Consider the following 20,379-nt stretch of genomic DNA (forward strand, 5'->3'; position numbering starts at 1 on the left):
GTCGCCCGCCCAGCCCGGCCCGCTCCGCTCACCACTCGATCCCCCGCTGGCCCTTCTGGCCGGCGTCCATCGGGTGCTTGACCTTGGTCATCTCCACGACCAGGTCGGCGGCCTCGACCAGCGCGGGGTGCGCGTCGCGGCCGGTGACCACCACGTGCTGGGTGCCGGGGCGGTCCGTCAGGGTCTGCACCACGTCGTCGACGTCCACCCAGCCCCACGTCATCGGGTAGGTGAACTCGTCGAGCACGTAGAAGCGGTGCGCCTCGGCGGCGAGGTCGCGCTTGATCTGCGCCCAGCCCTCGGCGGCGTCGGCGGCGTGGTCGACCTCGGTGCCCTGCCGGCGCGACCAGCTCCAGCCGCTGCCCATCTTGTGCCAGACGACCGGCCCGCCCTCGCCGGTCTGCTCGTGCAGCCGGCCCAGCGCGGTGAGCGCGGTCTCCTCGCCGACGCGCCACTTGGCGCTCTTGACGAACTGGTAGACCGCCACCGACCAGCCCTGGTTCCACGCCCGCATGGCCATGCCGAACGCGGCGGTGGACTTGCCCTTCATCTCGCCGGTGTGCACGACGAGCAGCGGGCGGTTGCGGCGGGCCTTGGTGGTGAGCCCGTCGTCCGGGGTGACGGCGACCTTCCCCTGGGGCACCTCAGGCCGCCTCTCGCACCGCGCGGACCGTGCCGGCCAGCGTCTCGGCGGCCAGCTCCTCCAGCCGGAGGGTCTGCGCGCTCAGGTGGACGCCGAGCTGCGCGGCCAGCCCGAGCCGCACCGGCCCGGACTCGCAGTCGACGACGACGCTCGCCGTCCCGGCCGCGGCCAGCAGCGAGGCGGCGCGGTGCGCCTGCCCGACCGCGTCGCTGCCCCGCGCGCCGGTGGCCCGGCCGTCGGTGACGACGACGAGCAGCGGACGGCGCTGCGGCTCCCGCACCCTCTCCACGCGCAGCACCTCGTGAGCCCGCAGCAGGCCGGCGGCCAGCGGGGTGCGCCCGCCGGTGGGCAGCTCGCGCAGCCGGGCGGCGGCGGCCTCGACCGACCAGGTGGGCGGCAGGGCGAGGTCGGCGTCCCCGCCGCGGAAGGTGACCAGCCCGACCTTGTCCCGGCGCTGGTAGGCGTCCAGCAGCAGGGAGAGGACGGCGCCCTTGACCGCCCCCATGCGCGCCCGCGACCCCATCGAGCCGCTGGCGTCGACCACGAAGAGCACGAGGTTGCCCTCGCGGCCCTCCAGGGTGGCCTGGCGCAGGTCCTCGCGGGCCAGCCGCAGCCCGGGGCCGGTGCGCCCGCGCGCCCGCTGGTGCGGGGCGGCGGCGAGCACGGTGCCGGCCAGGTGCAGGCGGGTGACCGGGCCGGCCGGGCGGGTGGCGCCGACGACCCGGCCGCGCTCGGACCGCGCCCGCGACCGCCGGCCGGCCGCGCCGGCGCCGATGCCGGGCACCTCCAGCCGGCGGGTGCGGAACGGGTCGGCGGGCGCGACCGCGGCCCGCTCCGGCGCCCGAGCGGAGTCGCTCGGTGCCGCTTCCTGCGCTCCAGCGGCTCCGCTGCCGTCGTCGCCGCCGTCGGCCGCCGGGGGAGCGCTGCCGCCGCTCGCGTCCGGGCCGCCCGCGCCGCCGGGCGGGGGCGTGCCACCGCCGTCGGGGCCGCCGCCGTCCGGGCCGTCGCCGTTCGGCTCGGGGTCGGTCGGGTCCTCGGGCTCGTCGGGGCGGGCGTCGGCCAGGGCCTGCTCGAGGGTGTCCTCGTCGAGGCGGGGTGCGTCGAAGGGGTTGCGCCGGCGGCGGTGCGGCAGGGCGAGCCGGGCCGCGACCCGGACGTCGTCCTCGGTGACGGCGTCCCGCCCGCTCCACGCGGCGTGCGCGATCGCGGCGCGGGCGGTGACCAGGTCGGCGCGCAGCCCGTCCACGTCGAACGCCGCGCAGACCGCGGTCACCTGGCGCAGCGCGTCGTCGCCGAGGACGACGTGCGGCAGCCGCGCCCGCGCGTCGGCGATCCGCGCCGCGAGCCCCGCCTCCTCGTCGGCCCAGGCGGCGGCGAAGCCGGCCGGGTCGGCGTCTGCGGCGAACCGCCGGCGGACCACCTCGGCGCGCTCGGCGGGGTCCCGGGGCGCGGCCACCTCCACGGTCAGCCCGAACCGGTCGAGCAGCTGCGGGCGCAGCTCGCCCTCCTCGGGGTTCATCGTGCCCACCAGCAGGAACCGGGCCGCGTGCCGCACCGAGACGCCCTCGCGCTCGACGTAGGCGGTGCCCATCGCCGCGGCGTCCAGCAGCAGGTCGACCAGGTGGTCGTGCAGCAGGTTGACCTCGTCGACGTAGAGCACCCCGCGGTGCGCGGCGGCCAGCAGGCCCGGCTCGAACGCCTTGACGCCCTCGGTGAGCGCGCGCTCGAGGTCCAGCGAGCCGACGACGCGGTCCTCCGCGGCGCCCACCGGCAGCTCCACCAGCCGCGCGGGCCGGGTGGTCGCCGGGGCGCCGGGGTCGTGCGGGCCGTCGGGGCAGCCCGGGTCCGGGGCGGCCGGGTCGCAGGCGAAGCGGCACCCGGCGACGACGGCGACCGGCGGCAGCACCGCGGTCAGCGCGCGCACCGCCGTCGACTTCGCGGTGCCCTTCTCGCCGCGCACGAGCACCCCGCCGATCGCGGGGGAGACGGCGTTGAGCAGCAGCGCCAGCCGCATGTCGGCCATGCCGACGACCGCGCTGAAGGGATAGGTCACGCGGGAGCCCGCATCGCACTGGTCCTCTCCCCGGGTGTCCACGCCCGGAGGTGGCAGGGACGACGGCGGGAGTCTCCTGGCTCCCGGATCAGCGCCCGGCCCCGGCCTTCCCGCTCCGCGGAGCAGTGGCACGCGAGGGGGTCGGACTCCCCGGTCACAGTGGCGGGACCGCGCCGGAGTCGCACCGGGCTTCCTCCACTGCCGTCGCTGTGGCCCGGTCATCTCACCACGGCGGACCGCCGAGCCGACAGCCAGGCCATCACTTGACGAAGTGGAAAGTGACCGGGCACTCTTTCCGACATGGAAAGCAACGAGATCGACCGCGAGACCGCCGCCGCGCAGCTGGCGGCCCTGTCCGCCGACCGCGCGGCGCTGGCCGACCGGGTCCTGCAGCCGTGGTGGTACGACGTGGCGCTGGGCCTGCTGCTGTTCGGCTTCCTGTCGTCCTACGCGCTCGACTCGCTGTGGGTGACCTTCCCCGCGCTGGTCGTCTTCTGCGCCGGGATGGGCGCGCTGGTCACCGCCTACCGCCGGATCACCGGCGTCTGGGTGAACACCCCGCCCCGGCTCATGGCCGGCTGGGCCGCGTTCGTGCTCGTGGTGCTCGTGCCGGCGTTCGTGCTGGCGGAGGGCTTCGACCAGCACTGGGCGATGGTGGTCGCCGGCGCCGTCCTCGGACTGACGGTCGGCGTGCTCGGCCGGGTGTGGGGACGGCGGTACGTCGCGGAGCTGCGGAGCGGGCTGTGACGGCGGTCGCCCCGCACTTCGACGCGGTCATCCACCCGCCGCCGCGGCTGCAGATCTGCGGGCTGCTCGCCGCGGTCGACCTGATGGAGTTCGCCGCCGTCCGGGACGCGGTCGGGGTCAGCGACTCGGTGCTGTCCAAGCACGTCAAGCAGCTGGAGGAGGCGGGCTACGTGAAGGTGCAGAAGGCCACCGTCGCCTCGCGCCAGCGGACCAGCCTCTCGCTCACGAAGGACGGCCGGCGCGCCTTCGACGCCCACGTGGCCGAGCTGCGCCGCATCACCGGGGTGTGAGCGACACCCCCGCGGTCCCGGCCGCGCCGCGGGGCAGAGTGGGAGCGGTGAGCGGAGCGCGGCGGTGGGGTGACGCCGCCCTCGTGCTCGGCGGGGCGGGCGCCGCCACCGCCGTCCTCGGGGTGCTGGGCCTGCCGTCGGCCGCGCTGTTCGGCGGGCTGTTCGCCGGCCTGGTCCGCGGCCTGGCCGGCCGCCGGCGGCTGGTCCTCCCGCGGCCGGCGGTCATGGCGGCGCAGGCCACCCTCGGCGTCTCGATCGGCTCGCTGGTCGACCTCGACACGCTCGCCGCCCTGGCCGAGGACTGGCTGCCGGTGCTGCTGGTCGTGCTCGGCACGCTGGCGCTGAGCCTGGTCGCCGGCCTGCTGCTGCGGCTGCAGCCGGGGATCAGCCCGGTGACCGGCGCCTTCGCGATGATCGCCGGCGGCGCGTCGGGCATCACCGCGATGGCCCGCGACCTGGGCGCCGACGACCGGATGGTCGCCGTCCTGCAGTACCTGCGCGTGCTGCTCATCGTCCTGCTCATGCCGGTCGCCGCCACGGCGGTCTACGGCGCGGAGCCGGGGACGGGTGCGCTGCCCTCGGACGACGCGGGCTCCGGCTGGGCGGCCGGGCTGCTGTTCACCGCCGGCTGCGCGCTGGCCGGGCTGGTGCTGGCCCGGCTGCTGCACGTGCCGGTGCCGGCGCTGCTCGGTCCGCTCGTCGTCGCCGCCGCCCTGGACCTCTCCGGCCTCGCCGGCGGCGCGGGGGTGCCGGCGCTGCTCGGGTCGGCCGCGTTCGTCCTCATCGGGCTCAACGTGGGCGTCAACTTCGACCGGGCCAGCCTGCGCACCATCGGCCGCGCGCTGCCGGTGGCGCTGGCGGTGATCGCCGGGGTGGTGCTGGCCAGCGCCGGGCTCGGCGTGCTGCTCGCCACGGCCACCGGCGTCAGCCCGCTCGACGCCTACCTCGCGACCACCCCGGGCGGCCTGTACGCGGTGCTGGCGACGGCGACCGAGGGCGGCGCCGACGCCACCTTCGTCCTCGCCGTCCAGGTGCTGCGGCTGTTCGTGATGCTCGGCACCGCGCCGCTGATCGCCCGCTGGCTGCGCCGCGGCGCGTGACGCCCCGCACCTCCGAGGGGTGTGGACGGCCACCCCGCGGCGCGCGGGGCGCCTACCCTCGACCGGGTGTCCGACGCGAGGAGGTCGAGCGAGCTGTCCGAGCAGGAGACCGACGACACCGTGCTGCTGTTCGTCGGCGGCCCGCTCGACGGCCGGGTCGAGGTGCGCCCGGCGCGCCACGGCGACCCGCTGCCCACGGTGACGCACGTGCACCTGCACGACGGGCCCAAGGTGGTCAGCCGCTACGACCTGCAGGTGCTGCCCGGCTCCGCCGGGGTCTACCGCCTGCGCCCGCCGGTGCGGCAGCGCGGCGGCGGCGAGACGGCCGGGCGGTCGCGCGGCCGCGAGGACTCGGCCGGCTGACCCCGCGTCGGCCGCCCGCCCGGCCTCAGCGCCCGGACTCAGCGCCGGCGCAGCACGAAGGCCCAGTACGCGTACTCGGCCGGGTGGTCGCGGCGCAGCGCGATCTCCGCCCGGTGCGGCGCCAGCGCGGCGGGGTCGACGCCGCGGCCGGCCAGCTCGGCCAGCCGGGCCGCCATCGGCCCGTAGTAGCCGTCCCACCAGTCGGACTCCGGCAGCTCGCGCACGGCGAGCACCGCGTAGCCCGCCGCCTCGGCGGCCGCCGCCGTCGCCCCCGCCGGGCGCATCCCCGGGTAGCCGGACCAGAACTCCCGGACGGCGGGGGAGGCCGGGACGTCGGTCCAGCCGGCGTCGGTCAGGACGAGGACGCCACCGGGGACGAGCACCCGCCGCCACGCGGCGAGCGCCTCGTCGACGCCCATCACGTAGGCCGCGCCCTCGCACCACACGAGGTCGGCCGCGCCGTCGGCGACCGGCAGCGCGGTCATCGACGCGCGCACCGGGGCCACCCGCCGGCCGGCCGCGGCGGCGCGCAGCCGCTCGAGGAACGGGCCGTGCGTGTCGAGGGCGACGACGTCGAGCCCCTCGGCCGTGAGCACCAGCGACGCGGCGCCCGGTCCGCAGCCGACGTCGAGCGCGCGGCGGCCGGGCAGTACGCCGGCCAGGCGGAGCAGGGCGCGGGTGGTCGCGTCCGAGCCGACGCCCTCGCGGGGGAGGTCGCGGTGCACGGCCCAGAAGACCTCGACGTCGTCCACGGGGTCAGCGTGGCGCCCCGGTCAACCGCATTCCTACGGATGCGTTGACTTCCTAACGGCGTTAGGGGAAGGCTCGCGCCCGTGGTCGAGGCAGCGCCGGACCGCCGGCACCGCCGGCGGCAGGAGACGATCGAGCAGGTGCTCGACGTCGCCGTCGGGGTGATGGCCGAGCAGGGCGTCGCCGGGCTGACGCTCGGCCAGGTCGCCCGCCGGATGGGCATCCGGCCGCCGTCGCTGTACGGCTACTTCGCCGGCAAGAACGCCCTCTACGACGCGCTGTTCGAGCGGGGCTGGCGGGAGCTGGGCGCCGCGATGGCCGACGCCGAGCGCGCGCTCGGCGGTGGGGACGCCGCCGCCGACGTCCTCGCCTACACCGCCGCCTTCGTCCGCTGGGCCGTCGAGCACCCCGCGTACGCGCCGCTGATGTTCTGGCGCCCGGTGCCCGGGTTCGCGCCGTCGGAGGCCGCCTACCGGCCCGCGGTCGAGCTCACGCGGCGCGGGCGCGAGCTGCTGGCCGGCCTGCAGCGACGCGGCGCCCTGGGCGCCGACGCCGACCTGGACGTCGCGTTCCGCGCCCTCACGGTGCTGACCAGCGGCGTGATCAGCCAGCAGCTGGCCAACGCGCCCGGCGAGCCGTTCACCACCGGCGCCTTCACGTCGACCCTGCCCGTCGTCACGGCCATGTGGCTGTCGCAGTTCGGCCCACCCGGAGTCCGCCCGTCCGACTGATCCGCCGATCCCCCGAGGAGCCCGCCATGAGCGCCGCCACCGCCTCCCCGCCCCGTCCCGGGCTGCGGGCGCCCGCCCTCGACCGCGCCGTCGCGGCCCGGCTCGCCGCCACCGAGTACGAGCGCTTCGCCCGGCTGCTCGGCGACCTGGAGCCGGAGGAGTGGGCGCGGCCGACCGAGTGCCCGGGGTGGGACGTCCGTGCCATGGCCGGGCACGTGCTCGGGATGGCCGGGATGGTCACCTCGCTGCACTCGCTGCTGCGGCAGAACGCGCGCGCCACGCTGGCCGGTGGGGGCATCGACGCGCTGACCGCGCTGCAGGTCCGGGAGCAGGCCGGGCTGTCGACGGCGGAGCTGGTCGCGCGCACGGCGGCGGTGGGCCCGGCAGCGGTCCGCGGCCGGCACCGCCTCGCCCGGACGCTGGGCCGGCTGCCGCTTCCCGAGCGTCAGGTGGTGGGGGACGCGCGCGAGCGGTGGACGTTCGGGTACCTGTTCGACGTCGTCCTGACCCGCGACACCTGGATGCACCGCGTGGACGTCTGCCGGGCCACCGGCCGGGAGCCCGAGCTGACCGGCGACCACGACGGCGTCCTGGTCGCCGACGTCGTCGCCGAGTGGGCCGCCCGCCACGGCCGACCGTTCCGGCTGCGCCTCACGGGGCCGGCCGGCGGCACCTGGACGTCGCGGACGTCGGGGACCCCGGCCCCCGGCGACGACCTGGAGCTGGACGCCGTCGAGTTCTGCCGGCTGCTGTCCGGCCGCGGGGCAGGGGAGGGGCTGCTCGCCCGGCAGGTCCCCTTCTGACGCGGCGTCCCGCGGAGCGTTCCCGCGGGAACGTGCCCGCCGGAGCGTCGCCGCGTGAGCGCTTCCGCGGAAACGCGTCACCCCGCTGACCTGCGGAACTGTCACTCCCTCCCGGCACGATGCCTGGCACGCCGTCTCGCCGCAGAGCAGGACGGGCTCCCCGCCGCCGCGTGACGGTGCCCACGGCTACCAGCCCTGGGTGCGGCGGACGGCGGCCACGACCTCGTCGAACACGGCGCGGCCGAGCGCGGCGCCCTCGCGGCGGACGTCGGCCGGCTCGAGCAGCAGCAGGCGGTCCAGGCGCACCTCGCTGGGCCGGCCGCGGAAGTCCCAGCCGCCGGTGCCGACGTCCATCCAGACCCGGCCGTGGCGGGCCTCGTCGGCGGCGTCGCGGTCGTGGTCCTTGCTGGTGAGCATCAGCCCGAGCAGCGACCCGCCCCGGCGGCCGATGACCAGCACGGGCCGGTCCTTGCCGCGGCCGTCGCCCTCGTCGTAGGGGACCCACGCCCAGACGACCTCGCCGGGATCAGGCCGGCCGTCGTCGTGCGGCCTGTAGCCGAGGTCGACATCGCCGGGGTCGCCGGTCAGGTCGCGGACCCGGCCGGACGGGGCGGCCGGGCCGCGGCGCGTGCGGGTTACGGGACCGGCCGGGCGGCCGCGGCTGGGCCGGGGAGCGGTGTCCAGCACGGTGCGCAGCAACCCGGCGAGCCGCCGTCCCAGAGAGGCCATGGCCGCACCGTACGGGGCGGTTGCCGTTACCCCACGTGTCACTCGTGACACATCGGCATCAATCGGTCACGGATCTGGTTGGGAACGCCGATAGGGGGGCACCATGGCCCAGGGAGCGGTCGGGGGGCCGGTCCCGAGAGGAGAGGCCCATGACCTCGGCCGAGCCCGTGCCGCCGCCCGTTCTCCGCCCGCGTGACGTGAAGGCCAGCGTGCTGGCCGCCTTCCAGTTGGTGGAGGACGCCCGCTACCTCGGCACCGAGCGCCGGCGCAGACGCAGCCGCAGCCGGGCCGCCGCCGAGCGCACCGTCGCCTCCCGCCGCCTCGCGCGGGACCTGCGCGCCGGCTGAGCCGGCCTCCCTCGGGCCTCCCTCGGGCGACCCTCAGGCGACCCTCAGGCGACGCAGAACTCGTTGCCCTCCGGGTCGGCCAGGGTGACCCACTCCAGCGGCCCCTGACCGGCCCGCCAGAGCTCGGTCGCGCCCGCCGCCAGCAGGCGGGCCACCTCGGCCTCGCGCTGCTCGGCGCCCACGTGCAGGTCCAGGTGCACCCGGTTCTTGCCGGTCTTGGGCTCGGTCGACCGCTGGAACAGCACCCGCGGGCGGCCCGGGTCCGGCGAGCGCAACGCCGCCCCCAGCCGCCAGACGAGCACCCCGCGGTGGGTCGTGGTGTCGTCCTCGCTCGCGTGCCCGTCGGCGACCATCCGCCGGATGAACGCCTCGTCGCTGGGCTCCACCTCCCAGCCCAGCGCGTCGGCCCACCAGTCGGCCAGGACGTGCGGATCGGCGGAGTCGATCGTCACCTGGAACTCGGTCGCCATGCGCCGGGACGCTAGGCCACCGCACCGACAGGACGGCCCCTACAGCTCCGGCAGCAGCCCCGCCCGCAGGACGTCGTCCGGCGGCAGCGGCGCGGGCAGGTCGCAGTGGTCGCGGAAGACCTTGCCGATCGCCGGGAAGTCGCCGCGGTCCCCCCAGCTCTCCGGGGCCCACATGCCGGAGCGGATCAGCGACTTCGCGCACTGGAAGTACGCCCGCTGCACGTCGACCACGAGCACCGACAGCGGCGGCTTGCCGAACTCGGTCAGGTCGATGCCGAGGTCGTCGGGGCCCACGATGGTCGCCGTCCCGTAGACCCGCAGCACCTCCTCGATCCGCGGCACCAGGAACATGAGCGCGACCCGCGGGTTGGCGGCCACGTTGCGCAGGCTGTCGATCCGGTTGTTGCCCGGCCGGTCGGGCAGGGCCAGCCGGTGCTCGTCGAGCACCTTCACGAAACCGCGCTCCCCGCCGCGGGGCGAGACGTCGGGCCAGCCGTCGGCGTCGGCGGTCGCGAGCGTCGCCCACGGGGAGATCTCGACGAACGCCCGGCAGTGCGAGTCGATCCGGTCGATGACCTTGTCCAGGGGGATCCGGTTCGGCGCGCGGTAGGCGGCCAGCGGGTCCTGGGTGGGCGTGCTCACGGCGCCGACGGTAGCCCGTCGCACCGACTCCCCTGGGTAGCGTCCCCGCGGTGACAGCGGTGTGGAGCGCGCCGGTCCGGTTCGTCGAGTGCGACCAGCAGGGCATCGTCTTCAACGCCCACTACCTGGTCTACGCCGACGAGGCGGTCAACGCCTGGTGGTCGGCCCGGGGCCTGCCGTGGCAGGAGCTGACCCGGCGGGGCGTCGAGTACGTCCTGGTCGCCAGCGCGCAGGAGTGGCGCTCGTCGGCCCGCTACGGCGACACGGTGGAGGTCGACGTCGAGCCCGACCGGCTGGGCCGCAGCAGCCTGATCCTGCGCTTCGCCGTCCGGGTCGGCGACCGGGTGTGCTGCGAGGTGCGCACCACCTACGTGTGCACGGTCGGCGGCGCGTCGGCGCCGTGGCCCGACGACGTCCGGGCGGTCCTGGTCGGCTGAGCGCGACCCGGTCAGCGCGCGGCAGCGCCGCCCGGCGGCAGCAGCGGCAGGCCGTCCGGCGGCCCGGACTCGAGCAGCCGCCACAGCGCGTCGGTGTCGGCGTGCTCGGCCACCAGGTCGCCCAGCGCGTCCAGCCGGGCCTCGCGGACGGCGGCGAAGGCGGTGTCCGGCGCGGGCACGAAGCGCCGGCCGGCCGCGCGGGCCACCTCGGCGAGGAAGGCGCGGCGGAAGTCGTCGTCCTCCAGCGCGCCGTGCCAGGTGGTGCCCCACACCGAGCCGGCCCGGGCGCCGTCGAGGAACGGCTCGGCACCGTCGTCGACGCGGACGACGCCGTGGTGGATCTCGTAGCCCCGCACCGGCCGCCCGAACGCCGTGCCGACCGGCCGGCCGAGGGTCTTCTCGGGCGCGAACACCACGTCGGCCGGGAGCAGGCCCAGCCCCGGGACGGCGCCGGCCCGCGACTCGACCTCGTCGGTGATCGTGCGGGCGAGCATCTGGTGGCCGCCGCAGACGCCGAGCACCGGCCGCCCCTCGGCGGCCCGCCGGACGACGGCGTCGGCCAGGCCGGTCGACCGCAGCCAGCGCAGGTCGGCGACGGTCGACCGGGTGCCGGGCAGCACCACGAGGTCGGCGTCGGCGAGCTCCTCGGGCCGGGTGGCGTAGCGGACCAGCACGCCGGGCTCGGCGGCCAGCGCGTCGAGGTCGGTGAAGTTGGACAGCCGGGGCAGCCGGGCCACCGACACCCGCAGCACGTCCTCGCCGTGCGGCGGGCCGGCCGAGGAGACGCCGGTGGGCACGCCGAGGGAGTCCTCGACGTCGAGCGCGGCGCCGGGCAGCCACGGCAGCACGCCGAGCACCGGCCGGCCGGTGAGCCGGGTCAGCTCGTCGAGGCCGGGGGAGAGCAGCCGCGCGTCACCGCGGAACTTGTTGACCAGGAACCCGGCGACCAGCCGCTGGTCGGCCGGCGGCATGAGGGCGACCGTGCCGTAGAGGGCGGCGAACACCCCGCCGCGGTCGATGTCGCCCACGACGACCACGGGCAGCTGCGCGGCGGTGGCCAGGCCCATGTTGGCGATGTCGTCGGCGCGCAGGTTGATCTCGGTGGGGGAGCCGGCGCCCTCGCACACGACGACGTCGAAGCGGGCGCGCAGGTCGGCCAGCGAGGCCAGCACCTGCTCCAGCAGCGCCGCCTTCATCGGCCGGTAGGACAGCGCGGTCACGTCGGCGACCGGCCGGCCGAGCACCACCACCTGCGAGGAGTCCTCGCCGCCCGGCTTGAGCAGCACGGGGTTCATCGCGGCCTCGGGCTCGACCCGCGCGGCCGCCGCCTGCATCACCTGGGCCCGGCCGATCTCGGCGCCGTCCGGGGTGACCATGGAGTTGTTGCTCATGTTCTGCGCCTTGAAGGGCGCGACGGAGACGCCCTGGCGCACCAGCCACCGGCAGATGCCGGCGGTGACGACCGACTTCCCGGCGTCGGAGGTGGTGCCGGCGACGAGCAGCGCGCCGCTCACGCGGCCTCGCGCGGGTCGCCCCACCCGGCCTTCTCCTGCCCGGAGAGCCCGGCGATCGCCAGCATGATCCGGTCGGTGACCTCCCGCCGGGCGCGGCCGTTGCGCGCCGCGCCGCGGTGCTCGGGGAAGGTGAGCGGCGCGCCGAAGGAGACCGTCACCCGGTGCGGCCGCGGCCAGGTCGCCCCGACCGGCTGGACCCGGTCGGTCCCGGTCACGGCCACCGGGACGACGGGGCAGTCCGCGGTGAGCGCCAGCCAGGCGACCCCGGTCTTGCCGCGGGCCAGCCGGCCGTCGCGCGAGCGGGTGCCCTCCGGGTAGATGCCGAAGGCGTCGCCGTCGTGCAGCACGCCCAGCGCGGTGTCGAGCGCCGCCTGCGCCGCCCGCGAGGTCTCCCGCTCGACCGGCAGCGCACCGAGCGCGGTGAACAGCGTCCGGGTGACCCAGCCGCCGACCCCCGGCGTCGTGAAGTACTCGGCCTTGGCCAGGTAGCGCACCCGCCGGGGCGCGGTCAGCGGGATGACCATGCTGTCGATGAACGACAGGTGGTTGCTCGCCAGGATGACCGCACCGGTGGCCGGCACGTTCTGCTGCCCGCTGACGTGGATGCGGAAGACGGCGCGGAACAGCGGTCGCAGCACGAACCTCGCGACTCCGTAGAGCACCGGCGCGCCTCCCCCTCGTCGGGCCCCCTCGCCGGCGGCGCCGGCGGCCGGGGCACCCGGCATCCTGCCCGGTGCCCCGGTCGCGCCCGACGACCGGGCGGCGCGGTGCCCGCTCAGCCGGCGTGCGGCGGCGGGCAGACGTCGCGGATGGCGTCCTGCACGTCGGCCGGCAGCGGCGAGCGGCCGCAGGCGGAGGCGGTGATGGCGACCGCGAGGTCGCGCACCTTGCGGTGCGTCGTGCTCGAGATGTGGGTCAGGACGTCGAAGGCCACCTGGTCGGAGCAGCCGGTGAGGAGCATGAGGATGCCCTTGGCCTGCTCGATGACGGCGCGGCTGGCCATCGCCGTCCGCATCTGCGCCACCTCCACCTCGAGCGCGTGCACGCGGTCGGCGTAGGGGTGGTCGGGATCGGCTGCCGGCGGGGGGACCGCCGGGGCGGTCACGGTGCGGCGGCGGGCCCCGGACGGGGCGGGAACGGTGGTCATGTGGTTCTCCACGAGGCTCCGCTGGTTCTCAGCGGCAGGGCGCTCGGCCGTGAGTTCGACCTGCGCGCGCGGCCCCCGCCCCGAGGGGGCGGGGAGGCCGTGGAGGAACCGTAACCACTCCGGGGTCCGGGCGCACCCCCGCGCGAGACCGGTCAGACGACGCTCAGGGCCCGGTGGCCGGCGTGCCGGCCGGCGGCGCCGCCGCGGACGGCCGCCTCGGCCTGCACCAGCAGGCGCACGGCCGCGCGCAGCTGGTCGGCCGGCCGCGTGAAGGGCAGCCGCAGGTGGTCGTCGAAGGCGTGCCCGGTGCCGAACGCCCGGCCCTCGGCCAGCAGCAGCCCGAGCGGGGCGGCGGCGGCCACCAGCGCCGCCGAGCTGACGCCGGGCGGCAGGGTGCACCACAGCGACAGCCCGCCGGCCGGGCGGGGGACGGTCCAGTCGGGCAGCTCCCGGGCGAGCTCGGCACGCAGCAGGTCCCGGCGCTCGCGCAGCACCGCCCGGCGCTGCTCGAGGACGGCGTCCAGGTCGCGCACCAGGGTGGTCGCGGCGAGCTGGTCCAGGGCGCCCACCGACAGCTGCCGCCGCCGCAGGACGTCGCCGAGCTGCCCGACCAGGGCGGCGTCGGCCCGCACCCAGCCGATCCGCAGCCCGCCCCACACCGACTTGGACAGGCCGCCGACGGTCACGGTCGCCACGTCGGGGAGCCCGGCGGCGAACGGCGGCAGCGGGCCGTCGTCGAGGTACAGCTCCGAGCTGACCTCGTCGACGACGCTGAGCACCCCCTGCTGCCACAGCGTGGCGGCAAGCCGCCGGCGCCCGGCCGCGGTGAGCCGCGCGCCGGTGGGGTTGGAGAAGTCGGGCATGAGGAAGGCCAGCCGCGGGCTGCTCTGGCGGGCGGCCAGGTGCGCGGCGCCGATGACGGCGTCGGGGTCGTCGGCGTCCACCGGGACCGGCAGGCACCGCCCGCCGTGCGCCTCCACCGCGGCCAGCGCGCCCGGGTAGGTGGGGTGCTCGACCAGCACCCGGTCGCCGGGCTGCAGCAGGGTCTCCAGGACGACGTCGGTGGCGTCGCCCGTGCCCGCGGCGACCAGCACCTGGTCGGGCTCGGTGGGCAGGCCGCGGGCGGTGTACCGGTCGGCGATCGCGGCCCGCAGCTCGGGCAGCCCGCCGCTGGCGTAGCCGTGGCCGGCGGCGAACGCGGGGAAGGTCTCCAGCGCGCCGCGGTAGGCGGCGGTGAGCTGCGGCGCCGCCTCGAGGGCGGCGTGCGCGAGGTCGAGCACCCGCGGGTCGGTGCTCGGCGCACCCCAGGCGGCGCCGGTGTCGGGCAGCTCGGTCACGGTGCCGGAGCCGTGCCGGGTGGTGGCGTAGCGGGACTCCCGCAGCTCCCGGTAGGCCGAGGCCACCGTCACCCGGGACAGGCCCAGGGCCGCGGCGAGCTCCCGCTCGGCGGGCAGCCGGCTGCCCGCGGTGAGCCGGCCGGAGACGAGCAGCTCCTGCACCCGGCGGGCCAGCGCGACGTACCGCGGCCCGGGCGCCGACCCGAGCGGCCCCACCAGACTGGCCAGCTCCTGGGCCGGAGTGGACTGTTCCGCGTGCAGTGGCATGCAGGCCACCATGCCGGAGTGGACCGGGAAAGACCAGTCCATCCGGTGCCAACCTGCTCCCATGACTCTCGGTGGTGTCCTCGTCCTGCTCGTCCTGATCGGCCTCGGTGCCCTCGCGGTGTCGACCCTGGTCGTCGCGGTGCGCGGCGGCCGCGGCCCGGCCGACCCGCCGGCCAGCCACGCCCGCGTCGACCCGGCCGGGTTCCCCGTGCCGCCGGCGCCGCGCGGCGTCCTGACCCGCCGCCCGGCACGCCCGGCGGCGGCCGCCTCGCCGGCGGGCGCCGGTGCGATCCGCGTCCGGCGTCCGGCGTTCCGCTTGAGGTCGGCGCCGGGGCTGCCGATGCAGCGATGAGGTGGAGCGGCCGCTCCACCGCTCGCGTGCCCGCGTCCGGAGGAGGGGTCGGTGGCCCACGGCAGCGCACGTCCGGAGGGGCGGCCGCTCGTCCTCCTGGCGTACGCGGTCGTCTTCACCGGCGCCTGCCTGTACGTCGGGGTGGACCCCGTCCTCGGCGTCCTCGCCGGCGCGCTGAACGTCGTCTTCGGCATCTACTTCTGCCGGCACCTGGCCTTCGCCATCGCCGCGGCGCGCTGGGCCGAGCGTGACCTGCTCGCCGCCGACGTCGGGCTGGACGGCTACACGCCGCAGGTCGCCGTCTTCGTCGGGTGCAAGAACGAGGAGCTCGTCGTCGACGGGATGGTCGCGGCGCTGCTGGCGCTGGACTACCCGGCCGACCGGCTGACCCTGGTCGTCGTCGACGACGGCTCCGAGGACGCCACCGGCGCGAAGCTGGACGCGTGGGCCGCGGTCGAGCCGCGGCTGCGGGTGCTGCACCGCGCGGCCGGCTCCGGCGGCGGGAAGTCCGGCGCGCTCAACGACGCGCTGGGCCTGGTCGACGCCGAGATCGTGCTCGTCTTCGACGCCGACCACGAGCCGGAGCCGACCGCGCTGCGCCGGCTGGTGCGCCACTTCCGCGACCCCTCCGTCGGCGCGGTGATGGGCCGCTGCGTGATCCGCAACGGCAAGGACTCGACGATGGCCGCCACGGTCTTCGTCGACTACCTCTCCGGCTACCTGGTCAACGAGTACGGCCGCCAGGCGCTGTTCGAGCTGCCGGCCTACGGCGGCGCCAACTGCGCCGTGCGGATGTCGACGCTGCGGATGCTGGGCGGCTGGAACCCCGAGACCGTCACCGAGGACACCGACCTCACGCTGCGGATCCTCATGGCCGGCCAGCGGGTCCGCTACGACGTCTCGGCGATCGACTACGAGGAAGCGGTCGTCACCGCGCAGCGGTTCTGGAAGCAGCGCTACCGCTGGGCCCGCGGGCACCAGAAGTGCCTGCGCGACTACTGGCGGCCGCTGATGCGGTCGCCGCACCTCTCCCTGCTCGAGAAGTTCGAGACGACGCTGTTCCTGCTCGTCTACCACGTGCCGGTGCTCAGCGGCCTCGGCCTGCTGCTCACCGTGCTGCGCGCGTTCGGCATCGGGGACCTGCCGGCCGTGGCGCTGCTGCCGCTGTCGATGCTGCTGTTCGTCGGCCCGCTGGCCGAGCTGTGCGTGGGCCTGCTCATCGGCCGGGTGGAGCGCCGGTCGGCCTGGCGGCTGCTGGGCTTCCTGCCCTCGTTCGCGCTGTCGGTGTGGATCACCACCCGCGCCTACGTCGACGGCATGCTCGGCCGCCCGTACACCTGGGTGAAGACGACGCGGTCCGGCGCGACCTCCACCGTCCGCCCGGCCGCGGCGCTCCCGGCCGCCGCCGTCCCCGCCGCCGCCGCCGTCCCCGCCGCCGCGCCTCCCGCCGCCGCCGCGCCTCCCGCCGCCGTCGGGGCGCCCGGCGGCCCGGCCCGCCCGCGCAGCTTCGCCCTCTCCGCCCCGCCGGCCGAGCCGGGAGGCGACCGGTGACCGCGCTCCCCGCCGCCCCGCCGGCCTCGCGCCGGGCGGGCCTGGTCCGCCGCGGCAGCGCCCGCCGGCTGCTGCCCGTCGCGCTGGACCTGCTGCTCGCCGCCGCCATCTGCCTCGTCGGCTTCCGCTACCTGACCGGCCCGCTGCGCGAGCTGGAGGCGTGGGTGCTGGGCGTCGTGGTCGGCTGGATCTACCCCGGCCGGGCCTCCACGCTGGTGCCCGGGCACGTGCTGCTGTTCCCCGAGGACGGCGGGATCATCGACGCCGTCGTCACGGCCTCGTGCTCGTCGATCCTGTCGGTGCTCGGGCTGACCGCGCTGACCGCGGTCGTGCTGCGCGGCCGCAAGCTGCACGCGCTGGGCGGGCTGCTGTTCGCCGTCGCCGTCCTGCTGGTGCTCAACCACGTCCGGCTGCTGCTGTCGGCCCTGGCCGGCTTCTGGTGGGGCGACGGCGCGCTGGTCCTGTTCCACGACTGGGTCGGCACCCTGTGGAACCTCGCCGCGACCCTGGGCGGCTTCCTGCTGATGGTGTGGATCACCCTGCCCACCCTCGAGCGGGCCGAGCAGGACGTCGAGGGCCGGCACACCGCCCGCCGCCCCGACAGCTGGGCGCGCCCCGGCCTGGGCTACCGCGCGCCGGAGGGGGAGGCCCGGGAGGCCCGCCGCCGCCGGACGACGGTCACCGGGCTGCTGCACCGCTACGTGTTCCCGGCCTGGCTGTCCCGGCGGCTGGCGACCCGGCGGGAGAGCGGGCGGATCGACTACCGCATCGGGCACCTGCCCGCGGCGGCCCGCGTCGCCCGCGTCCGCGAGCTCACCGCCGACGGGCTCGGCGCGCACACCGCCTCGCTCGTGGCCGTCGCCACCTACGACGAGGACCCGCTCGTCCTGGACTGCCTGGCCCAGGCCGTCGCGGCCCGCCAGTGGGAGCCGGTGACCAACCAGCGGATCGCCGCCCTGCGGCTGTGGGCCCGCGGCTGGCTGCTCGCCCGCGGCCCCGAGCACGACGTCGACGGCCCCCGGTCCGACGACGCCGGCGAGCCGCCCGCCGGCGAGACCACCGGCCCCTTCCCGGCCGCCCGCCTCGCCGTCCCGCCGCCCCCGCCGCCCCCGCCGTCGCCCCAGGCCGGCCGGCACAGCCGCCCCACCGGGCGGCAGCTCAGCTTCGCCCGCCCGTCCGCACCGTCCCCCGACGAGGAGCTGCCCCGGTGACCTCCACCCTCGACGCGCGGCCGGCCGCCCCCGGCGGCCCGTCCTCGCCCGGCGCCGTCCTGGTCACCGGCGCCGGCGGCCCGGCCGGGATCGCCGTCGTCCGCCGGCTGATGGCCCTCGGCCACCGGGTGGTCGCCGCCGACGCCGACCCCCGGGCCACCGGCTGCGCGCTGGCCACCGCCGGCGTGCTGGTGCCGCGGGCCGACCACGCCCACTTCGTCGACGCGCTGGTGGGCGTCGCGCGGGCGCACGGCGTCGACGCGCTGGTGCCCACCGTGGCCGAGGAGCTGCCCGCGCTCGTCGCCGGCGCCGAGCGGTTCGCCCGGGCCGGGGTGGCCACCTGGTTCGCCGACCCGGTCGCCGTCGAGGTGTGCTGCGACAAGTCGGCCTTCGCCCGGGCCCTGCGGCTGGCCGGCGTGCCGCACCCGGCCACGACCGACACCCCCGCCCGCCTGGTCGAGGTGCCCGGCCCGTGGATCGTCAAGCCGCGCGCCGGCCGGGGCAGCCGCGGGGTGCGGCTGCTGGACTCCCGCTCGGCGGTCGTCGAGGCGCTGCGCGCCGACGCGTCGCTCATCGCGCAGACCCGGCTGGCGGGGCGCGAGTTCACCGCCGACGCGCTGGTCTCCCGCACCGGCGAGCTGCTCACCGTCGTCCCGCGCTGGCGGGAGGAGACCAAGGCCGGCATCTCGGTGAAGGGCACCACCTTCGACTCGCCCGCGGTCACCGACGTGGTCGCCGGCGCGCTGGAGGCCGTCGGGCTGACCGGGCCGGCCAACGTGCAGGGCTTCGTCGCCGACGACGGCCGGGCCACCGTGGTGGAGATCAACCCGCGCTTCTCCGGCGGCCTGCCGCTGACCCTGGCCGCCGGGGCCGACGTGGTGAGCGCGTACCTGACCGGCGTGCGCGAGCCGGGCCGGCAGCTGGGCCACCTGTGGTTCACCCCGGGCGTGAGCATGCGCCGCTACTTCGCCGAGGTGTTCACCGCCGAGGACGGCAGCGCCGTCCCCGACCCCTCGACCCCGCTGGGGGTGTGGGCATGACCCGCCGCTCGGTGCTGGTGCCCTTCGGCACCCGCCCGGAGGTCGTCAAGCTCGCCCCGGTGGTCGCCGCGCTGACCGCCGCCGGGCACCGCGTCGAGGTGGTCGACACCGGCCAGCACACCGACCCGGCGCTGTCGACCGAGCTGCAGGAGACCCTCGGGCTCGCGCCGACGCTGCGCTTCGCGCTGCCCACGGACTCGCCGGAGAGCCGGCTGGGCGCGCTTTACGCCGACGCGGCCCGCGCGGTGGCCCGGTTCCGGCCGGACGTCGTCCTGGCGCTGGGCGACACCAACACCGTGCCCGCCTACGCGCTGGCCGCCCGCGGCGCGGGCGTGCCGTTCGCCCACCTCGAGGCCGGGCTGCGCAGCCTCAACCCGCGCAGCGTCGAGGAGGTCAACCGGCGGGTGGCCGCCGCGGTGGCGGCGCTGCACCTGGCCCCGACCCGCCGGGCCGCGGCGTTCCTCGCCGCGGAGGGCGTGCCGGCCGAGCGGGTGTTCGTGGTCGGCAACCCGGTCGTCGACACCCTGGTGGCCCGCGGGGTGCGCCCGGTGCCGGTCGCGCAGCGGCGCGGCGTGCTGGTCACCGCGCACCGCCCGACCAACGTCGACGACCCGGTGCGGCTCAAGCGGCTGGTCGGCGTCGTCCGGTCGCTGGCCGAGCAGGTCGGCCCGGTGACCTTCCCGGTGCACCCGCGCACCGCCGCCCGGCTGGTCGCCACCGGCCTGGACGCCGAGCTCGACTCCCCGGGGATCACGCTGAGCGGGCCGATCGGCTACGACGAGCTGCTGGCCGCGCTGGCCGCGGCGCGGATCGCGGTCACCGACTCCGGCGGCGTGCAGGAGGAGGCGGCCTACCTCGGCGTGCCGGTCGTCGTGCTCCGCGGCTCCACCCCGCGCTGGGAGGGCGTGGAGGCGGGCACCACCACGCTGGCCGGGCTGGCCGACGACACCGCCGCCGACGCCGTCCTCGCCGCCGCCGCCCGGCACACCAGCCCGGAGGGGCAGGCCCACGCCGCCGCCCTGCCGTGCCCCTACGGCGACGGGACGACGGGGCCGCAGGTCGCCGCGATCCTCGCCGACGAGGCCACCGACGCGCTGCTGGCCATCGAGGAGCCGGACTTCACCGACGGCAGCCTGCCGTGGTGACCCTCCCGCCGCTGGGCGTCGTCGTCGACCTCGACGACACGCTGTACCCGCAGGCGGCCTACCTGGCCGGCGCCGCCGCCGCGGTGGGGGAGGCCGCCGCCGCGGCCGGGCTGGCCGGCGGGCGGGTGCAGGCCGCCCTGGCGCGCGAGCTCGCCGCCGGCTCCGATGCCGGCGGCACCATCGACCGGGCGCTGCTGGCCGCCGGGGTGCCCGCCGGCGAGCTGCCCGTCCTGGTGCCGCCGCTGGTCGCCGCGTTCACCCGGCACGAGCCGGCCTCGCTGCCGACCTACCCGGGCGTGCCCGAGGCGCTGCGGGCGCTCGCCGCGGCCGCGCCGCTGGGCTGCCTCACCGACGGCAACCCGGTCATCCAGGCCGCCAAGATCGCGGCCACCGGGCTCGGGCCGCTGCTGCCGGCCGTGCTGGTGACCGACACCCTCGGCGGCCGGGCCGCCCGCAAGCCCGCCCCCGCCGGGCTGCTCGCCCTCGCCGAGGCGATGGGGGTGCCCGCCGGCCGGCTGCTGGTGATCGGCGACCGGCCGGGCAAGGACGTCGCGGTCGCCGCGGCCGTCGGCGCGCGGTCGGTCCGGATCCGGCAGGGTGAGTACGCGGCCGCGCCGGACGAGCCCCGGGCGGACGCCGTCGTCGACTCGTTCCCCGCCGCCGCCGCGCTCGCGCTGGGGCTGCTGGGCGCCGCCGTCCCCGCCTGACGT

General features: G+C 77.4%; 24 protein-coding genes and 1 riboswitch. Of the genes, 14 read left to right on the forward strand and 10 right to left on the reverse strand.

Annotation, left to right across the window (positions count from 1 at the left end):
* Positions 1-28: 28 nt before the first annotated feature.
* Positions 29-643, reverse strand: coding sequence for a cob(I)yrinic acid a,c-diamide adenosyltransferase (gene cobO, locus ACI79F_RS12310; RefSeq protein WP_456543189.1), 615 nt, complete (start codon positions 641-643; stop codon positions 29-31).
* Between the two features lies 1 nt (position 644).
* The gene (locus ACI79F_RS12315; RefSeq protein ID WP_456543188.1) at positions 645-2,696 is read right to left on the reverse strand and encodes a putative cobaltochelatase; all 2,052 of its coding nucleotides are present in this window, start codon (positions 2,694-2,696) and stop codon (positions 645-647) included.
* Positions 2,697-2,766: 70 nt separating this feature from the next.
* Positions 2,767-2,891: riboswitch (cobalamin riboswitch) on the reverse strand.
* A gap of 105 nt (positions 2,892-2,996) precedes the next feature.
* Between ACI79F_RS12315 and ACI79F_RS12320 the strand changes: the two genes are divergently transcribed.
* The 4 genes from ACI79F_RS12320 (at position 2,997) to ACI79F_RS12335 (ending at position 5,196) form a co-directional block, all read left to right on the forward strand.
* Positions 2,997-3,443 (forward strand): hypothetical protein, encoded by a 447-nt coding sequence (locus tag ACI79F_RS12320; RefSeq protein ID WP_456543187.1) that lies wholly within the window; start codon positions 2,997-2,999, stop codon positions 3,441-3,443.
* Positions 3,440-3,733 carry a transcriptional regulator gene (locus ACI79F_RS12325; protein WP_456543186.1) on the forward strand — a complete coding sequence of 98 codons (294 nt, stop codon included), beginning with the start codon at positions 3,440-3,442 and terminating at the stop codon, positions 3,731-3,733. Before ACI79F_RS12320 ends, ACI79F_RS12325 begins: the two co-directional genes overlap by 4 nt.
* A gap of 47 nt (positions 3,734-3,780) precedes the next feature.
* Positions 3,781-4,833: an AbrB family transcriptional regulator gene (locus ACI79F_RS12330; RefSeq protein WP_456543185.1), complete on the forward strand. Its 1,053-nt coding sequence runs from the start codon at positions 3,781-3,783 to the stop codon at positions 4,831-4,833.
* Positions 4,834-4,899: 66 nt separating this feature from the next.
* A complete protein-coding gene (locus tag ACI79F_RS12335) occupies positions 4,900-5,196 on the forward strand; it encodes a hypothetical protein (RefSeq protein ID WP_456543184.1) in 297 nt (98 codons plus the stop codon).
* Between the two features lie 38 nt (positions 5,197-5,234).
* Here the strand turns inward: ACI79F_RS12335 and ACI79F_RS12340 are convergent, their stop codons facing one another.
* Positions 5,235-5,948, reverse strand: a complete 714-nt coding sequence (locus ACI79F_RS12340; RefSeq protein WP_456543183.1) for a class I SAM-dependent methyltransferase — start codon at positions 5,946-5,948, stop codon at positions 5,235-5,237.
* Between the two features lie 81 nt (positions 5,949-6,029).
* Between ACI79F_RS12340 and ACI79F_RS12345 the strand changes: the two genes are divergently transcribed.
* Together ACI79F_RS12345 and ACI79F_RS12350 are read left to right on the forward strand one after the other, a co-directional pair.
* On the forward strand, positions 6,030-6,677 hold the full coding sequence (locus tag ACI79F_RS12345) for a TetR/AcrR family transcriptional regulator (protein ID WP_456543182.1): 648 nt from the start codon (positions 6,030-6,032) through the stop codon (positions 6,675-6,677).
* 26 nt (positions 6,678-6,703) lie between these two features.
* Positions 6,704-7,480 carry a maleylpyruvate isomerase family mycothiol-dependent enzyme gene (locus ACI79F_RS12350; RefSeq protein ID WP_456543181.1) on the forward strand — a complete coding sequence of 259 codons (777 nt, stop codon included), beginning with the start codon at positions 6,704-6,706 and terminating at the stop codon, positions 7,478-7,480.
* 186 nt (positions 7,481-7,666) lie between these two features.
* Here the strand turns inward: ACI79F_RS12350 and ACI79F_RS12355 are convergent, their stop codons facing one another.
* A complete protein-coding gene (locus ACI79F_RS12355; RefSeq protein ID WP_456543180.1) occupies positions 7,667-8,209 on the reverse strand; it encodes a type II toxin-antitoxin system PemK/MazF family toxin in 543 nt (180 codons plus the stop codon).
* A gap of 149 nt (positions 8,210-8,358) precedes the next feature.
* On the opposite strand from ACI79F_RS12355, the gene ACI79F_RS12360 reads away from it, so the two are divergent.
* Entirely contained in the window at positions 8,359-8,556 is a 198-nt protein-coding gene (locus tag ACI79F_RS12360; protein ID WP_456543179.1) for a hypothetical protein, read from the forward strand.
* Positions 8,557-8,600: 44 nt separating this feature from the next.
* On the opposite strand, the gene ACI79F_RS12365 is transcribed toward ACI79F_RS12360, so the two are convergent.
* Positions 8,601-9,026 carry a VOC family protein gene (locus ACI79F_RS12365; RefSeq protein WP_456543178.1) on the reverse strand — a complete coding sequence of 142 codons (426 nt, stop codon included), beginning with the start codon at positions 9,024-9,026 and terminating at the stop codon, positions 8,601-8,603.
* 39 nt (positions 9,027-9,065) lie between these two features.
* Positions 9,066-9,668: an MSMEG_1061 family FMN-dependent PPOX-type flavoprotein gene (locus ACI79F_RS12370; RefSeq protein WP_456543177.1), complete on the reverse strand. Its 603-nt coding sequence runs from the start codon at positions 9,666-9,668 to the stop codon at positions 9,066-9,068.
* Between the two features lie 50 nt (positions 9,669-9,718).
* On the opposite strand from ACI79F_RS12370, the gene ACI79F_RS12375 reads away from it, so the two are divergent.
* Positions 9,719-10,105 (forward strand): acyl-CoA thioesterase, encoded by a 387-nt coding sequence (locus ACI79F_RS12375; RefSeq protein WP_456543176.1) that lies wholly within the window; start codon positions 9,719-9,721, stop codon positions 10,103-10,105.
* 11 nt (positions 10,106-10,116) lie between these two features.
* Here ACI79F_RS12375 and ACI79F_RS12380 read toward each other — a convergent pair whose 3' ends face one another.
* The 4 genes from ACI79F_RS12380 to yczR form a co-directional block, all read right to left on the reverse strand.
* Positions 10,117-11,619 (reverse strand): cobyric acid synthase, encoded by a 1,503-nt coding sequence (locus tag ACI79F_RS12380; protein WP_456543175.1) that lies wholly within the window; start codon positions 11,617-11,619, stop codon positions 10,117-10,119.
* Complete coding sequence (locus ACI79F_RS12385) at positions 11,616-12,257, reverse strand: lysophospholipid acyltransferase family protein (RefSeq protein ID WP_456543174.1); 642 nt, start codon at positions 12,255-12,257, stop codon at positions 11,616-11,618. The genes ACI79F_RS12380 and ACI79F_RS12385 overlap by 4 nt, the downstream gene beginning before the upstream one ends.
* 137 nt (positions 12,258-12,394) lie before the next feature.
* Entirely contained in the window at positions 12,395-12,766 is a 372-nt protein-coding gene (locus ACI79F_RS12390; protein ID WP_456543173.1) for an ANTAR domain-containing protein, read from the reverse strand.
* Between the two features lie 152 nt (positions 12,767-12,918).
* Positions 12,919-14,370 carry a MocR-like transcription factor YczR gene (gene yczR, locus ACI79F_RS12395; protein WP_456543172.1) on the reverse strand — a complete coding sequence of 484 codons (1,452 nt, stop codon included), beginning with the start codon at positions 14,368-14,370 and terminating at the stop codon, positions 12,919-12,921.
* Between the two features lie 61 nt (positions 14,371-14,431).
* On the opposite strand from yczR, the gene ACI79F_RS12400 reads away from it, so the two are divergent.
* From ACI79F_RS12400 to ACI79F_RS12425, 6 genes are read left to right on the forward strand one after another with little or no spacing between them, the layout of a single operon-like run.
* On the forward strand, positions 14,432-14,722 hold the full coding sequence (locus ACI79F_RS12400; protein WP_456543171.1) for a hypothetical protein: 291 nt from the start codon (positions 14,432-14,434) through the stop codon (positions 14,720-14,722).
* Positions 14,723-14,773: 51 nt separating this feature from the next.
* On the forward strand, positions 14,774-16,273 hold the full coding sequence (locus ACI79F_RS12405) for a glycosyltransferase (RefSeq protein WP_456543170.1): 1,500 nt from the start codon (positions 14,774-14,776) through the stop codon (positions 16,271-16,273).
* On the forward strand, positions 16,270-17,484 hold the full coding sequence (locus ACI79F_RS12410; RefSeq protein ID WP_456543169.1) for an exosortase/archaeosortase family protein: 1,215 nt from the start codon (positions 16,270-16,272) through the stop codon (positions 17,482-17,484). The genes ACI79F_RS12405 and ACI79F_RS12410 overlap by 4 nt, the downstream gene beginning before the upstream one ends.
* Positions 17,481-18,524, forward strand: a complete 1,044-nt coding sequence (locus tag ACI79F_RS12415) for an ATP-grasp domain-containing protein (RefSeq protein ID WP_456543168.1) — start codon at positions 17,481-17,483, stop codon at positions 18,522-18,524. The genes ACI79F_RS12410 and ACI79F_RS12415 overlap by 4 nt, the downstream gene beginning before the upstream one ends.
* Positions 18,521-19,669 carry a non-hydrolyzing UDP-N-acetylglucosamine 2-epimerase gene (wecB, locus tag ACI79F_RS12420; protein WP_456543167.1) on the forward strand — a complete coding sequence of 383 codons (1,149 nt, stop codon included), beginning with the start codon at positions 18,521-18,523 and terminating at the stop codon, positions 19,667-19,669. Before ACI79F_RS12415 ends, wecB begins: the two co-directional genes overlap by 4 nt.
* Complete coding sequence (locus ACI79F_RS12425) at positions 19,666-20,376, forward strand: HAD family hydrolase (RefSeq protein WP_456543166.1); 711 nt, start codon at positions 19,666-19,668, stop codon at positions 20,374-20,376. The genes wecB and ACI79F_RS12425 overlap by 4 nt, the downstream gene beginning before the upstream one ends.
* The last annotated feature ends 3 nt before the right edge of the window (positions 20,377-20,379 follow it).

The organism is Blastococcus sp. SYSU D00868, from assembly GCF_054050575.1.

Coding starts and splice junctions, on each gene's coding strand:
- ACI79F_RS12320 (WP_456543187.1), top strand. CDS start 2,997: ATGGAAAGCAACGAGATCGACCGCGAGACCGCCGCCGCGCAGCTGGCG.
- ACI79F_RS12350 (WP_456543181.1), top strand. CDS start 6,704: ATGAGCGCCGCCACCGCCTCCCCGCCCCGTCCCGGGCTGCGGGCGCCC.
- ACI79F_RS12355 (WP_456543180.1), bottom strand. CDS start 8,209: ATGGCCTCTCTGGGACGGCGGCTCGCCGGGTTGCTGCGCACCGTGCTG.
- ACI79F_RS12360 (WP_456543179.1), top strand. CDS start 8,359: ATGACCTCGGCCGAGCCCGTGCCGCCGCCCGTTCTCCGCCCGCGTGAC.
- ACI79F_RS12365 (WP_456543178.1), bottom strand. CDS start 9,026: ATGGCGACCGAGTTCCAGGTGACGATCGACTCCGCCGATCCGCACGTC.
- ACI79F_RS12390 (WP_456543173.1), bottom strand. CDS start 12,766: ATGACCACCGTTCCCGCCCCGTCCGGGGCCCGCCGCCGCACCGTGACC.
- yczR (WP_456543172.1), bottom strand. CDS start 14,370: ATGCCACTGCACGCGGAACAGTCCACTCCGGCCCAGGAGCTGGCCAGT.
- ACI79F_RS12400 (WP_456543171.1), top strand. CDS start 14,432: ATGACTCTCGGTGGTGTCCTCGTCCTGCTCGTCCTGATCGGCCTCGGT.
- wecB (WP_456543167.1), top strand. CDS start 18,521: ATGACCCGCCGCTCGGTGCTGGTGCCCTTCGGCACCCGCCCGGAGGTC.